This window comes from Streptomyces sp. NPDC026659, assembly GCF_040638245.1.
Classification (GTDB): domain Bacteria; phylum Actinomycetota; class Actinomycetes; order Streptomycetales; family Streptomycetaceae; genus Streptomyces.
In genome coordinates this window covers 103,479-117,901 of sequence record NZ_JBEZXY010000001.1, presented here as the reverse complement: position 1 = coordinate 117,901, position 14,423 = coordinate 103,479, and the positions used below count along the sequence as shown (strand labels likewise).

The following is a 14,423-nucleotide window of genomic DNA, read 5'->3' as shown; positions in this document are numbered from 1 at the left end:
CGTCAGAATCCTGTCGTGAGCACACTCGGGGGAGCGGCCGCGGCCGAGGAGATCTGGCGGGCCCAGAACGTCTGGTCGCGGGCGGCCAACCGCGCCAAGGCGGCGATCGAGCGGTCGCGCACGGCCACGCTCTGCGCCGTGGTCGCCGCGGCCGTGCTCGGCGCCGCCACCTCCCAGCTGATGCCGTTCTTCCCGGTCACCGGCCGCGTCCTCGCCTTCCTCGCGCTGCTCGCCGCGGGCGCCGCCCCGCTCGCCGCCGTCGGCGCCTCCCCCGACCGGGTGCGCGAGTGGACGGCCCTGCGCTCGGTCTCCGAGGAACTGAAGAGCCAGGTCTACGTCTACCTCGCGCGTGCGGCCCAGTACCGCGCCCCCGGGACCCGCGACACGGAGCTGCGGACCCGCACGAACGCCGTCCTCGCCGACGCCGGCGGACTCGACCGCGCCCTCGCGGGCATCGAGCCCGCCGTCCGGCCGCTGCCCCCGGTCGCCGGCATCGCGGACTACGCCGAGCAGCGCCTGCGCAGACAACTGGAGCACTACTACCGCCCGAAGGCCCGGGAGATGGCCGCCAGGGCCCGGCTCGTCGAACGCTGGGGCCAGGTGCTCGCCGGGATCTCCGTACTGCTCGGCGCCGTCGCCGGTGCCTTCGCCGCGGAGGAGGCGGCCGCCTGGATACCTGTCGTCGCCGCAGTCTCCGCGAGCGTCGTGTCGTACGGCGCGTCGGCGCGCTTCGTCTCGCAGGAGATCGAGTTCGACAGGACCGCGCGCGAGCTGGACACGCTGCTGCGCTGGTGGCGCGAGCGCGATCCGGCCACCGACGCGGACGCCGACCGGCTGGCCGAGCGGACGGAACACGTCGTCTCGGTGCAGAACGAGGGCTGGATGGCCAAGTGGATCGCGGACTGAAGGCGGGGCGAGGGTGGTCAGGGTGTTCATCAGTCACAGCACCAACACGGATGAACCGGCCGCCCAGTTGCGCGACGCCCTCGCCACCGGCCTGGACAAGGCCAAGCACACCGTGCTCCTCGACGTACGCATCCAAGAGACCGGCCGTCCCTGGCAGTTGAAGCTCGCCAGGTTCCTCGGCGAGTGCGACGCGGCCCTCGTCCTCGTCAACGAGGCGGCCCTGCGCTCGTCCTGGGTGCGCCGCGAGACCAACATCCTGCACTGGCGCAAGACGCTGTACCCCGGCATGGTCCTGGTCACCGTCCTGGTCGACGGGATCAGCGCCGGGAAGCTGAAGGAGTCCGCACTCGGCTATCTCGCCACCGACGACGTGGAGCGGATCGTCACCGGCAGCGCGGACGAGGTCGCCCGGCTCGTCGGACGGTTCCCGGACGTGCGGCAGGTCTGGGACGACTCCATGAGCGTCTGGCTGGAGAGCATCTGCATCCAGCTCCGGGAGATCGGCGAACACGCGGTCTTCGCCCGTCTCGCCCGCGAACTGGAAGTACCGGACGACGAGTTCGGCGAACTGATCCCCGGCTTCGCCCCGCTCCTCATCGCCTCGCAGATGCTCGACTCCCACGACATCGTGCAGTTGCACAACACCGTTCTGGCGGCCCTGATGGGCGGACTGGAGCGCGGCCGCGCGGGCGATCTGGCGAAGATGATCCTGCCGGTGTGGGTCGACCGCGACGACGCCCGGCGCATCGTGCGCGACACCGACGGCGTGGTGCGCCGCGTCGTCATCCTCAACGTGGACAACACCCTGATCGGCAAGCACTATCTGGACCGCGCGTTCTGCGTCGACATCCGCAGCTACTACATCGCCGAGGCGGCGGGCCGGCCGCCCGGCGACGACGACCCCGAGGACTATCTGCTCGACCAGTGCGAGCGGGCCGTCAAGCAGGCCATCGGCCTGGAGCCGTACGACGAACTCGGCACCCCCGAGGAGCCGGAGAGCTTCGGCCGCTTCTATCTGCTCCTCGACGCCAAGCGCTGCGACCTGGCCGTGGTGCACCGGGTGATCTCGCGGCTGCACGAGAACATCCCGTGGATGCACGTCCTCGTCATCACCGGGCGGGGGGTGGACGCGCGCGGGAGCTGGCCGGGAAGTCCCGACGAAGTGCTGGTTCTCGACCCGCCGTTCGGCCCGGGACATGAGACTCTGGTCAATGCCGTCATCCGTCGGGTGAGCAAGCACGTGGGTTCGATCGGCTGGGGGGCCTGATGAGCCAGGAACAGACCGCCGTGCGAGAGCAGTCCGGGACACCGGGCGACGCCGAATGGCTCGACACCCCCGACCGGGGCGACGGCCGCGTCTATGTGATGCCGCCCGAACTGGACTTCGCGGTCAAGGTCGCCCGCGCCACCGGCCGCCCGCTGCTGCTGCGCGGGATGCCCGGCTCCGGAAAGTCCTCCCTCGCGCCCTACATCGCACGGCAGTTGGGCTGGCGGTACTACGAGCACGTGGTCACCTATCGCACCCAGCCCCGCGAACTGCTGTGGAGCTTCGACAGCGTCCGCAGGCTCGGCGACGCCCAGGTCGCGGCCCGCCGGGGCGGCACCCCGGACGACGCGAGCTACGTGCAGCCCGGCGTGCTGTGGTGGGCGCTCGCCCCCGAGTCGGCCCGCAGGCGCGGCAGGGCCGAGGGCACCGAGATCACCGACCCCTGCCCCGACCCCTTCGAGAAGGTCAACGCCGGGCGCAAACGCGATCACGCGGTCGTCCTCATCGACGAGATCGACAAGGCCGACCCGGACGTACCCAACAGCCTTCTGGTGCCGCTGGGTTCGCACCGTTTCGTGGTCTCGGAGATCGGCGAGGAGATCCACACCGAGCAGCCCGCGACCGCTCCTGCCAGTGGCGCCGAAGCCGCCGACGAGCACGCCCAGTGGTCCCGCCATCTGGTGGTGCTGACCACCAACGAGGAACGCGAACTGCCCCAGGCCCTGCTGCGCCGCTGTGTGGTCCACCGCCTCCCCGAGCACGACCGGGACATGCTCGTGCGGATCGCCGGGAAGCACATGGCCGACTGGCCCGGCGAGGTCACCCCCGCCGACGAGGAGCTGGCCGAGGCCGTCGCCGACAAGCTGATGGAGGTCCGCGAGCAGGTCGACAAGCAGGACGTCCGCCGCCCGAGCACCGCCGAGTACCTGGACGCGCTGCGCGCCTGCCGCTCGCTCGGCATCCGCCCCGGCACCGACGAGTGGCGGATGCTCACCCGGAACGTCCTGGTCAAGCCGCAGCAACTGGCAGGTGACCCGGCATGACCGGGGAGGCGTGGCTCGCGGACGTGGCCCGCGCCGCCCGGGCCCTGGGCACCCGTGACCCCGAGGACTACGCCCGCATCGCCGCCCTCCTCGGCCTCGGCGGCCCCCCGGCTCAACAGGCCAGGCCCCCGGCGGACGTGGAGCCGCCCGAGGACACCCCCGGCTGGCAGGCCCCCGCCCGCGAGGACGACGACCCCGACCGGCCCCGTGAGGACGACGACCCGCCCCCCTTCGGCCGCGACGACACGGGCGGCCGCGCCGGCACCGTCACCTTCCTCGTCCCCGTCGACGAGAGCGCCCCGCCCGCACCCGGCTGGACCACCCCCGCCCTGCCCCCGCCCCGGGGCCGCGCCGACCCCGCCCCGCGCCCCCCGCACCTGCCGCTGCTCGCCCCCCGCTCCACCGCAGCCCTGCTCACCATGGTCCTCTCCCGGGTCAGCCCCGAGGGAGAACTCGACGTGGACCGCGCCACCGAGGAACTCTCCCGCGCCCGCCCGCTGACCGCGATACCCCGGCTGCCGCTGTCCACCCTCCGCCACGGTGTGCAGATCCTCGCCGACACCTCCCGCGCCATGGAGCCCTTCGCCCGCGACGTGGAGGACGTGATCGCCCACGTCCGCGCGCTCGCCGGGGTCGCGGGCACCCAGGTCCTGCGCTTCGCCGACGTGCCCCTGCGCGGCGCGGGCCCCGGACCGAGGTCCACCTGGCAGCAGCCGTACCGCCCGCCCCGGCCCGGGGGGCGGGTACTGATCCTTTCCGACCTCGGCGCGGGCGGCCCCCCGCTCAACCCCTGGCGGGCCACCGAACGCGAATGGCGCGCCACCGTCACCACCATCCGCCAGCGCGGCTGCGAACCCGTGGCCCTGGTCCCGCTGCCCGAGCGGTACTGGCCGCGCTGGGCGCGCTCGCTGCTGCCCCTGCTCAGCTGGGACCGCGGCACCACCGTCGGCAAGGCGCTGGGGGCCCGGCGTTGAGCGCGGCCGAGCGGCCGGGCCGCACCCTCGCGGTGCTGCTCAGCATCGCCGCCCGGATCGAACCGGAGCTGATGCGGGCCGTACGGCTGCGCGTGGCGCCCGGACTCGACGTGTCGGCGGAGGTCGACCTCTGGTTCGGCGACCTGGTCACCCACCCGGGCTTCGGCCACGTCGTACTGAACCCCGCGCTCCTGGCGGACCTGCGCGCCGAACTCACCGAACGGCTGGCGCGGGCGGGCGAGGACGACCCCGTCCACCGGCTGTGGCCCACCTTCGAGCGGGTCCGCGCGGGCGCCTCCCCGGCCATGCGCGCCCAGGAGGCCGCCACCTGGCAGGCCGTCAGCGGACGCCCCGACGCCGCCCCGCTGATCGAGGAGGCGCTGCGGCCCGCGCTGCGCGCGCTGGTCGAGGAGGAACGCGACGGCGTCGCCCGCTGGTTCACCGAGGCCTGGGAGACGCTGCCCGAGCGGGTCCAACGCTCCACCACGGCTTGGCAGTTGCTCACCCTCTCCGCCGTACGCCTGGCCACCGAACCCCCCGAGGGCGCCCGGCCCGACCGGCTGGCCCTCGCCGATGTCGCCGTCATCGCGCACGGGCTGCCGACGGCCGCGCTCCACCTCGGCTGGAACGGGCCCGTACTGACGCTCAGCGACAGCCCTTTCGACAGCGGGCAGTTCGCGATCACGGTGCCGGACACCGATCCGCGCGTGGTCGAACTGGTCACCGCGAACTCCGTACGGACCATCCTCGTTGGCCGCGACGCCACCGTCGAGGAGTGGGTCGGTCCCGCCGGGGGCCGGCTGCACACCGCCGACGGCGCCACCTACCGGCTGCCCGCCCCGGCCGTCCTCCAGCCCGACACCACCCCCCTGCCCGACCTCGATCCCGTCTCCGCCGCGGACCCCGCCGAGGACGGCACCGGACGGCGCGCCGGCACCGGGCACATCAGCATCTGTTCCGCCGGGGAGAGCCGCCCCTGGGCCCTGTGGACCGCCCACCAGCTCGAACGCGCGGGCTGCGCCACCACCCGGCTGCACTGGGACACCGCGTCCCGCACCCCCGTCGAATCCCTCGGCTCCCTGCTGGACGCCCCCGGCCGCGTGCTGCTCCTGGTCAACGAACGCGCGCTCCGCCCCGACCTGCACGACGAGGCCGACTGGTCCGAGGCGTTCCGCCAGGTCGTCCGCCCCCACCGCGAACGCTTCGCCGCCCTCGCCCTGTCCTACGAGCCGCTGCCCGACGCCATGGAGGTGCTGCGCCCGGTCGACGTGGCCGGACTCGACGAGAGCGAGGCCCGCGACAGGATCCTCCGGCGGCTCGGCATCGACCCCGGCGAGGACCCCGCCCCGGACGGCCCCCGCTTCCCCAACGACCCGCCCCAGGTCCGCGAGGCCCCCCGGCGCAACGGCTACTTCACCGGCCGCAAGGACGACCTGGAGGAACTCTCCGAACTCCTCGCCGAACCCGGACCGGCAGGCACCGGCGCCCGTGTCGTCCTGCACGGCATCTCCGGCGTCGGCAAGACCCACCTGGCCACCGAGTACGCGCACCGCTACGGCGACGGCTACGACGTGGTGTGGTGGGTCACCGCCGGTGAACGCGCCACCGCCCGCGAGGAGTTCGCCGCCCTCGCCGCCCATCTGGAACTGCCGGTGGCCCGCGACGCGGGCGAACGCATCCGCGCCCTGCACGCCGCCCTGCGCGCCCGCACCGGACCCCGCAGGCGCTGGCTGCTGATCTTCGACGGCGCCGACGACGTGGGCGCGATACGCGACCTCCTGCCCGACGGGCCCGGCGACGTGCTGATCACCAGCCTCAGCCGCGACTGGTCCGGGCTGCTCGGCTTCCAGGAGTACACCGTCCGCCCGTTCACCCGGAACGAGAGCGCCGCCTTCATCCGCCGCCGCGTTCCCCGGGCCACCGAGGCCCAGGCCCGCGCCCTCGCCGAGGCGGCCCAGGACCTGCCCCTCGTCCTCGCCCAGACCACCGCCTGGCTCATCGCCAACCCCGCCGAACCCGTCGACGCCTATCTGGACGCCCTCCAGGGCCAGTCCCCGCAGGAACTGGAGGTGCGGACCGAGGACGACTACCCGGTCGGGTTCGTCCGCTCCTGGGGCCTGCTGCTCAATCTGCTGCGCCGGCGCAATCCCGAGGCGGCCGAGCTCATCGAGCTCATGGTGATGTTCTCCCCGGACGCGATCCCGCTGCGCCTCATCGCCGCCGCCCCGGCCCATGTCTTCCCGCCCGGCAGCCTCGCCCGCACCGTCACCGACGCCACCCGCTGGCAGAGCGCGCTGGCCGCCCTCGCCGACCTCACCGCCATCCACCTCAGCTACACCCAGGACCCGTCCCTGGAGTACGGCGTCGAATCCGCCCAGATGCACCGCCTCTACCACCGCTTCGTGCACGCGGGCCTCAGCCGCGACCGCCGCGGCGAACTCTCCGCCGCCGCCAGCAGAGTGCTCGCCGCCGCCAACCCCGGCCGCCCCGCCGACCGGCGCGAGTGGAGCACGTACTCCGCGCTCGTCCCGCATCTCGACTACGCGGGCACCCTCGACCGCGACGAACCCGGCGTCCGCCGCCTGGTCCTCGACTGCGTCGACACCCTGCGGCTGCGCGGCGAGTACGACACGGGGCTGCGACTGTGCCAGCAGGCGGTCACCCGCTGGCGGCCCCGCCACGACCAGGACGACGCCGACATGCTCGTCCTGATCCACCAGTACGCCAACCTCCTGCGCCGGGTGGGCCGTTATCGCGACGCGGAAGCCGTGGGCCGCGACGTCCTCGACGCCCTGACCGGCACCCGCCCCCCCGACGACCCCGAGCTGCTGCGCGCCAAGGACGGCCTCGGCGGCACCCTGATGGCCCTCGGCCGGTTCGAGCGCTCCCGCGAACTCTTCGAGGAGGTCTGGCGCGGCCACATCAGCCGCCCCGGCGGCGAGGGACCACGCGCCCTCATGGCCAGGAGCAACATGGCCCTCACCCTCGGACTCCTCGGCCACTACGACCGATCCCTGGAGATACACCAGGAGTTGTACGGGCAGCGCGACCGCGAACTCGGCCCCGACCACTACGAGACCCTCTACTCCGGCCTCTGCCTCGCCTGGATGACCCGGCTCCTCGGCGGCTACCGCCAGGCCCTCGCCCTCCAGCGGCGCAACGCCACCCTGCACAGCCGCGTCCTCGGCCCCGACCACCCCCAGACCCTGCGCGCCGAGCACAACCTCGCCCAGTGCCTGCGCCGCGACGGCCGACTGGAGGAAGCCACCGCCCTGTTCACCAGCGTCGTCGCCCGCTGCCGGCAGATCCAGGGCGAACTCCACCCCGACACCCTCATGATGGCCTCCGACCGCGCCACCCTCCTGCGCGACAACTCCCCCCGCGAGGCCCACGACCTCGCCCGCACCGTCTACGACCGCTATCTGCGCCTCCTCGGCACCGACCACCCCTACACCGCCGGAGCGCTCGGCAACCTCGCCCTCGCCCAGTGGGCCGACGGCGACGAACACGGCGAGGCCGAGGGCTCCGCCCACACCGCCTGGCAGCTCATGGCCCGCGCCGTCGGCGACGACCACCCCTGGACCCTCGGCACCCGGCTCAACCTCGCCGCCCGGCTCGCCCACTCCGACCAGGCCCCGGCCGCCCTGGCCCACGACACCGGCCTGCGCGCCGCCGCCGCGGACCGCCTGGGGGAGAGCCACCCCCTCACCCTGGCCGCCGCCACCGCCCACGCCTGCGACCTGCGCGCCCTCGGCCGCGCCGAGGAGGCCGAGGAGATCCGCCGGGACACCGTGACCCGGCTGCGCGAGACCCTCGGCCCCCAGCACCCCCACACCAAGTCCGCCGAGGAACTACGCCGCCCCCACTGGGACTTCGAACCCCAACCCATCTGACGCACCATCACATGAAGCGCCCACGAGGGGAGCAGGCGCATGGACAGCCGGAGCGAGCACGACCGCCGGCACATCACGATCAGCTACGCCGGATACAACCGGCCCTGGGCCGCCTGGATCGCCCACCAGCTGACCGCACGCGGCCACGACGTCACCCTGACCCGCTTCGACCCCCGCGTGGACGTGCCCTTCGAGGACGAGTTCGCCGCCCTGCTCGACACCCCCGGACGGCTCCTTCTCGTCCTGGACAACTGGTACTTCGGCCTCGGACCCATCGCCGCCCACGACTGGGACCGCGTCCTGCGCCGCACCGTGCCCCGCCACGCCGACCGGCTCGCCGCCGTCACCGTCGCCACCCGGCCGGTGCCCCGCGCCGTCGCCCTGCTGGGGCCCGCCGACCTGCACGACCTGGACGAACAGGAGGCGGCCCGCCGGGTGCTGCGCGAACTGTCCATCGACACCGCCCCGTTGTCCCGCGCCCCCACCGCACCCCGCTTCCCCAACGAACCCCCCGAGGTCTTCGACACCCCCCGCCGCAACGCCCGTTTCACCGGCCGTGACCCCGAACTGGAGCGCCTGCGCGCCTCGTTCACCGCCGGGAGCACCAAAGGCGCCGGAAGTACCGAAGGCGCCGACACCCGGATCGTGCTGCACGGCGTCAGCGGCACCGGCAAGACCCAGATCGCCGTCGAGTACACCCACCGCTTCGGCAGCGAGTACGACGTCGTGTGGTGGATCGACGCCACCCACCGCGCCAAGGCCCGGGAACGGGTGGCCGCGCTCGCGCCCCGCCTCGGTCTGCCGGTGGGTGAACGCATCGGGGAGCGGATCAGGGCCGTCCACGAGGCCGCCCGCGCCGCCGCCCCGGGCCGCTGGCTGCTGGTCTTCGACGGCGCCGAGGACCCCGCCCAGCTCGCCGACCTGCTCCCGGACCACCGCGCCCACGTCCTGCTCACCGCCGGGACCCGGGACTGGACGGACGTACCCGGCACCCGCGTCATCGACATCAGCGCCTTCACCCGGACCGAGAGCGTCGCCTATGTGCGCCGCCGCGTACCCCGGCTCACCGTGGAGGAGGCCGACGAACTCGCCGACGCCGTCCTCGACCTGCCGCTGCTGCTCGCCCAGACCGCCGCCTGGCTCGCCGCGAACGACGTGCCGGCCGCCGACTACCTCGGCACCCTGCGCGCCACCCGCGAACCCGACACCTCCGACGGCACGGAATACCCACCCGGCTTCCGCACCGCCTGGTCCACCACCCTCGGCACCCTGCGCGCCCGCAACCCCGAAGGCGCCGAACTCCTCAACCTCCTCGCCTTCTTCGCCCCCGGCGAGATCCCCGTCCGCCTGCTCACCGAGGTCCGCTACGGCGACCTGCCCGCCTCCCTCGACGCCCTGGTCCGCGACCCCCGCTCCTGGCACCTCGCACTGCGCGGACTCTCCGAGTACACCGCCGTACGCCTCGACTACGAACAGGAGCTGGCCGAGAACCCGGCCGTCGAGCAGGTCCGGATGCACCGCCTCTACCAGCGCTTCCTGCGCGAGTCACTGACCGAGGACGAGCGCAGGTCGTACTCCGACACCGCCTGCCAGGTGCTGGTCGGCGCCGACCCCCGGCGCCCGTCCGACACCCGCGACTGGGAGCGCTACGCCCTGCTCATCCCGCACCTCGGCTTCGCCGGGGCCTTCGACTCCCCGCGCCAGGCCGTGCAGGAACTCGTCCTCAACTGCGTCGAATACCTGCGCCTGCGCGGTGAGTACCGCACCGCGCTGCGGCTCTGCGACGAGGTCCTCGCCCACTGGGAACGCGCCCTGGACCCCGCGCACGGCGCCCTGCTCGCCCTGCGCAACAGACTCGGCGGACTGCTCCGCCTGGCCGGCCGCTACACCGAGGCCGAACGGCTCGGCCGCTCGGTCGTGGCCCAGCTCACCGCCGTACGCCCCGACGACCACCCCGAGCTGCTGCGCGCCAAGGACGGACTCGGCAGCACCCTGCTCGCCCTCGGCCGCTTCCCGCAGGCCCGCGAGCTGTTCACGGAGGCCGCCGCCCGCTTCGCCGACCAGTTCGGCACCGAGGCCCCGCAGACCCTCGCCGCCCGCCACAACCAGGGCCTCGCCCTGCTCCTGCTCGGCCGCTACGGCGAGGCCCGCGCCATCCACCGCGACGTCCTCCAGACACGGCAGCGCCGCCTGCGCTCCCGCCACCACCTCACCCTGCACTCCGGCACCGTCTACGCGCGGCTCATCCGCCTGCTCGGCGACTACCCCGAGTCCGTCTCCCGCCTCGAACAGATCGTCCGCACCCTGCGCCAGACCTCCGACGAACGCCATCCGCAGTCCATCATGGCCGACCACCAACTGGGCGTCTCCCGGCGCCGGGCCGGGGACATCACCGAGGCCGGGGAGCGGCTGGACAGTGCCGTCCGCCGCGCCGCCCAGGTGCTCGGCCCGCTGCACCCCGACACCCTCGTGGTGGAGGCCGACCAGTCCACCTTCCTCAGGGAACACGGCGAGTTGAGCACCGCCCTGCGTGCCGCCGAGTCCGTCGCCCGGCGGTACGAGGAACTGCTCGGGCCCCACCACCCGTACACCATCGGCGCCCTCGGCAACCTCGCGCTCGCCGTCATCCACACCGGCGACCACCGGCTCGCCCTGCACCTCACCGAACGGGTCCACCACGACATGGCCGAGGCCGTCGGCCGCGACCACCCCTGGACCCTCGGCTGCGCGCTCAACCTCAGCGGGGCGCGCAGTCTCGCCTACGAGGTCGACGGCGCCTGGGAGTTGAGCCGGGAAACCGTGCGCGGCGCCGCCCGCCGCCTCGGGGCCGCCCACCCGCTCACCCTGTCGGCGCGCACCGCGCTCGCCGACGACCTGCGCGCCCTCGGCCGCGCGCAGGAGGCCGCGCCCCACGAACGGGAGGCCGTCCGCACCCTCGGCGACACCCTCGGACCCCGGCACCCGCACACCCGCGACGCCCAGCGCCGACTGCGCCCGTACTGGGACTTCGAACCGCAGCCGCTGTGAGCGCGTGCGCGTTCGCGGGAACTCCGCCGTCGCGAAGTCGACTCGTATGCCAACTCATTGACAAACCAGGGTATTTGTTGCTCGATCGGAAGCGAGCCGCCGCCTTCCACCACCGCCTCCCGGGAGCCTGCCCATGAACGCGGGACACTCGACCACCCCGCCGCCCGTCTCGCTCGTCTACGCCGGGGTGAGCAACGGCTGGGCGCAGTGGATCGCCTGGGTGCTCGGCCAGGAGGACTGCCCGGTCACCCATGTGCGCTGGTCCCCGCTGAGCCCGCTGCCCGACATGGCGGCCCTGGAGGACTTCTTCGGCCGCCCCGGACGCGTCCTGCTCGTCCTGGACGACTGGTACCTGCGCTTCGACACCGGACGCAACCAGCAGTGGGCCCATGTGCTGCGCCAGGTGATGCCCCGCCTGCACGACCGGGTCGGCGCGGTCACCGTGACCACCCGTGCCCTGCCCGACGAGGCCGTCAGCCTCGGCGCCGTCACCCTGCGCGGCATCGGCCCCGAGGAGGCCCGGCGCCGCGTCCTCGCGGAGGTGGGCCTCAGCCCCGGCACCCCGTACACCCGCCGGGACGAGGGCCCCCGCTACCCCGAGGACCCGCCCGACGTCACCAACAGCCCCCGCCGCAACCCCCGTTTCACCGGCCGCGAGGTCCTGCTCAACGACGTGCACGACACCCTCAACGCCGGGTACGGCCGCCGCGTCCTGCTGCACGGACCGCCCGGCGTCGGCAAGAGCCAGGCCGCGGGGGAGTACGCCCGCCGGTTCGCCAGCGAGTACGACCTCATCTGGTGGGTGCCCTCCGCGACCAAGGCCGCCGCCCGGGAAGGCTTCGCGGCGCTCGCCCGCGAGGTCGGCCTGAGCGAGGGCGACCAGCTCACCGGGCAGATCGAGGCGGTGCAGGACGCGCTGAAGAAGGACGAGAAGGGCCGCTGGCTCGTCATCTTCGACGGCGCCGAGGACATCGACGGCATCGCCCCGCTGCTCCCCGAGGGCCGGGGCCAGATCCTGCTCACCGCGCAGAACACCGCGTGGTCCCGGCACGGCGCCCGGCCGCGCGAACTCCCGCCCTTCGACCGGGACGAGAGCGTCGCCTTCGCCTGCCGCCGGGCACCCCGTATGACCGAGGCCCAGGCCGGTGAACTCGCCGCCGCCCTCGGCGACCTCCCGCTCGTCATCGACCAGAGCGCGGCGTGGATCGATGCCCACCCCGCCGCCGACATCCCCCGCTATCTGACCTCCATCAGGGCGGACGAACCCGCGGACCCGGACCCCGAGACCCCGGTGGCGGTGCCCCCGGCCCACCGCCAGGTCTGGGCGCGCACCCTCGCCTCCCTGGCCGCGCGCTCCCCGGCGGTGCACGAACTGCTGCTCCTGCTCACCTTCTTCTCGCCCGACATGCTGCCCGTCCCGCTGCTGCGCGCCGCCCGCCCCAGCGATCTGCCCGCCCATCTGGCCGGGTCGGTCAGCGAACCCGGCAACTGGGACGCGGCCCTGCTCACCATCTCCGAACTCGCCTCCATGCGCGTGGAGTTCGCCACCGAGGCCCGGCAGGACACCACCAGCATCGTCTCCCTGCGGATGCACCGCAGCTTCCGCCGCTTCATCCGCGCGAGCCTCACCCCCGGGACGGAACGCGAGTACGCCGCCACCGCTGCCCGCGTCCTGGTCGCCTCCGACCCCGGCGAGCCCGGCGCACCGCGCAACTGGCACCGCTACGCCGAGATCCTGCCCCACCTCGAACCCTCCGGCGCCCTCGACTCCGACGACGGCGACGTACGCCAACTCCTGCTGAACTGCCTCGACTACCTCCGCGTACGCGGTGAGTACCAGGACGGCTGGGACCTGGCCCACCGCGTCCTCGACCGCTGGCGCGGCACCTTCGCCCCCACCGACAGCCGGGTCCTCGCGGCCGCCCACCAGGAGGCCCGCATGCTGCGTGGCCTCGGCCGCTACGAGGAGGCCGAGAAGGCCGACCGGGGCATGCTCGGCCTCCTCGGCGAGGCCGGGATCGACAGCGGCCTCGAACTGCTGCGAGCCAAGGACGGCCTCGGCGCCACCCTCATGGCCCGGGGCCGTTACGACGAGGCCCGCGCCCTGTACGAGGAGGCCGCGCAGAACGCCACCGACTGGCTCGGCGACCGCTACGTGCCGCAGACCCTCCAGTTCCGCACCAACCTCGCCCTCGCCCTCGGCCTCCAGGGCCACTACCAGGAGTCCTGCACCCTCCACCGCGAGGTCTACGACCGCCGCGTCGGCCTCCTCGGCGGCCGGGCCCGGCGCACCCTCCAGTCCGGCTACTACACCGCCCGGATGCTGCGCCTGCTCGGCAGACTCCCCGAGGCCAGAAGCCTTCAGGACTACAACGTGCGCCAGCTGCGCAGGACCCTCGACGAGGCCCACCGCCAGACCCTGCTGGCCGAGCACAACCTCGCCCTGTGCCTGAGGCGCGACGCCGAGTTCGAGGAGGCCCGCGCCATCATGCGCGAGTCCCGCAAACGGCTCATCGTGCTCAGCGGCGCCGACCACCCGGACGTCCTCATGGTCAACCTCGACTACGCGATGCTGCTCCGCGTCCTCGGCGAGCGGACCAAGGCCCGCGGACTGGCCGAGTCCACCGCCCGCGCCTACGCCGCCCGCCTCGGCACCCTGCACCCGTATGCCATCGGCGCGCGCAACAACCTCGCCCTGCTCATGCTCGACGACGGGGAGACCGAGGCCGCCGCCCGCCTCGCCGACGAGTCGACACGGCAACTGGAGGCGGCCATCGGACGCGGCCACGTCTGGTCCCTGGGCTGCGCCATGAACAGCACGGCCGCGCTGGCCGCCCTCGGCGACGTGGAGGGCGCCGAACGCCTCGGCCGCGACGCCCTCGGCCGTGCCATCCCCGCGATGGGCGCGCACCACGTCCTCTCCGCCAACCTCCGCGCCGGCCTCGCCCTCGACCTGCGCACCCTCGGCCGCACGGAGGAGGCGGCCGCACTGGAACGCGTCGCCCTCGAAACCCTCTCCGCCAGCCACGGCCCCGACCACGACCAGACCCGCTACATGCGCTCCGGGGCCCGGCCCTACTGGGACTTCGAACCCCAGCCGATCTAGCGTCCCGCGCATTCCACGAGACCGATAAGCACGCCCTATCGCGTCTTCGGAAACCCCTCTTTGACTTTCCCCTCACACGGGTGGAAGGTGGATCTCGGCCACGGAAAACGGAAACAGGATCCGGCAGGATTTCCGCGGTTCCATCTCCGGCAACGGCGCCTCCTGCTGCGCCGCGGGAGGCGAGAACAACTGATCCGACACGCATAC

General features: G+C 73.7%; 7 protein-coding genes. All 7 read left to right on the top strand.

The features are described 5' to 3' along the window. Nucleotides 1–15 precede the first annotated feature (15 nt). The 7 genes from AB0E91_RS00500 to fxsT (AB0E91_RS00470) all read left to right on the top strand — a co-directional run bounded on the left by AB0E91_RS00500 (nt 16) and on the right by fxsT (AB0E91_RS00470) (nt 14,216). A complete protein-coding gene (locus tag AB0E91_RS00500; RefSeq protein ID WP_361772935.1) occupies nt 16–906 on the top strand; it encodes a DUF4231 domain-containing protein in 891 nt (296 codons plus the stop codon). Nucleotides 907–928: 22 nt separating this feature from the next. Then, on the top strand, nt 929–2,173 hold the full coding sequence (locus tag AB0E91_RS00495) for a toll/interleukin-1 receptor domain-containing protein (protein WP_361772932.1): 1,245 nt from the start codon (nt 929–931) through the stop codon (nt 2,171–2,173). Continuing rightward, nucleotides 2,173–3,216: a MoxR family ATPase gene (locus AB0E91_RS00490; protein ID WP_361772929.1), complete on the top strand. Its 1,044-nt coding sequence runs from the start codon at nt 2,173–2,175 to the stop codon at nt 3,214–3,216. Before AB0E91_RS00495 ends, AB0E91_RS00490 begins: the two co-directional genes overlap by 1 nt. Then, a complete protein-coding gene (locus AB0E91_RS00485) occupies nt 3,213–4,190 on the top strand; it encodes a hypothetical protein (protein ID WP_361772926.1) in 978 nt (325 codons plus the stop codon). Before AB0E91_RS00490 ends, AB0E91_RS00485 begins: the two co-directional genes overlap by 4 nt. Beyond that, entirely contained in the window at nt 4,187–8,083 is a 3,897-nt protein-coding gene (fxsT, locus tag AB0E91_RS00480) for an FxSxx-COOH system tetratricopeptide repeat protein (RefSeq protein ID WP_361772923.1), read from the top strand. Before AB0E91_RS00485 ends, fxsT (AB0E91_RS00480) begins: the two co-directional genes overlap by 4 nt. 39 nt (nt 8,084–8,122) lie before the next feature. Continuing rightward, nucleotides 8,123–11,110: an FxSxx-COOH system tetratricopeptide repeat protein gene (gene fxsT, locus AB0E91_RS00475; RefSeq protein ID WP_361772920.1), complete on the top strand. Its 2,988-nt coding sequence runs from the start codon at nt 8,123–8,125 to the stop codon at nt 11,108–11,110. A gap of 133 nt (nt 11,111–11,243) precedes the next feature. Then, nucleotides 11,244–14,216, top strand: a complete 2,973-nt coding sequence (gene fxsT / locus AB0E91_RS00470) for an FxSxx-COOH system tetratricopeptide repeat protein (RefSeq protein ID WP_361772917.1) — start codon at nt 11,244–11,246, stop codon at nt 14,214–14,216. Nucleotides 14,217–14,423 lie beyond the last annotated feature (207 nt).

Coding starts and splice junctions, on each gene's coding strand:
- fxsT (WP_361772920.1), top strand. CDS start 8,123: ATGGACAGCCGGAGCGAGCACGACCGCCGGCACATCACGATCAGCTAC.
- AB0E91_RS00490 (WP_361772929.1), top strand. CDS start 2,173: ATGAGCCAGGAACAGACCGCCGTGCGAGAGCAGTCCGGGACACCGGGC.
- fxsT (WP_361772917.1), top strand. CDS start 11,244: ATGAACGCGGGACACTCGACCACCCCGCCGCCCGTCTCGCTCGTCTAC.
- AB0E91_RS00485 (WP_361772926.1), top strand. CDS start 3,213: ATGACCGGGGAGGCGTGGCTCGCGGACGTGGCCCGCGCCGCCCGGGCC.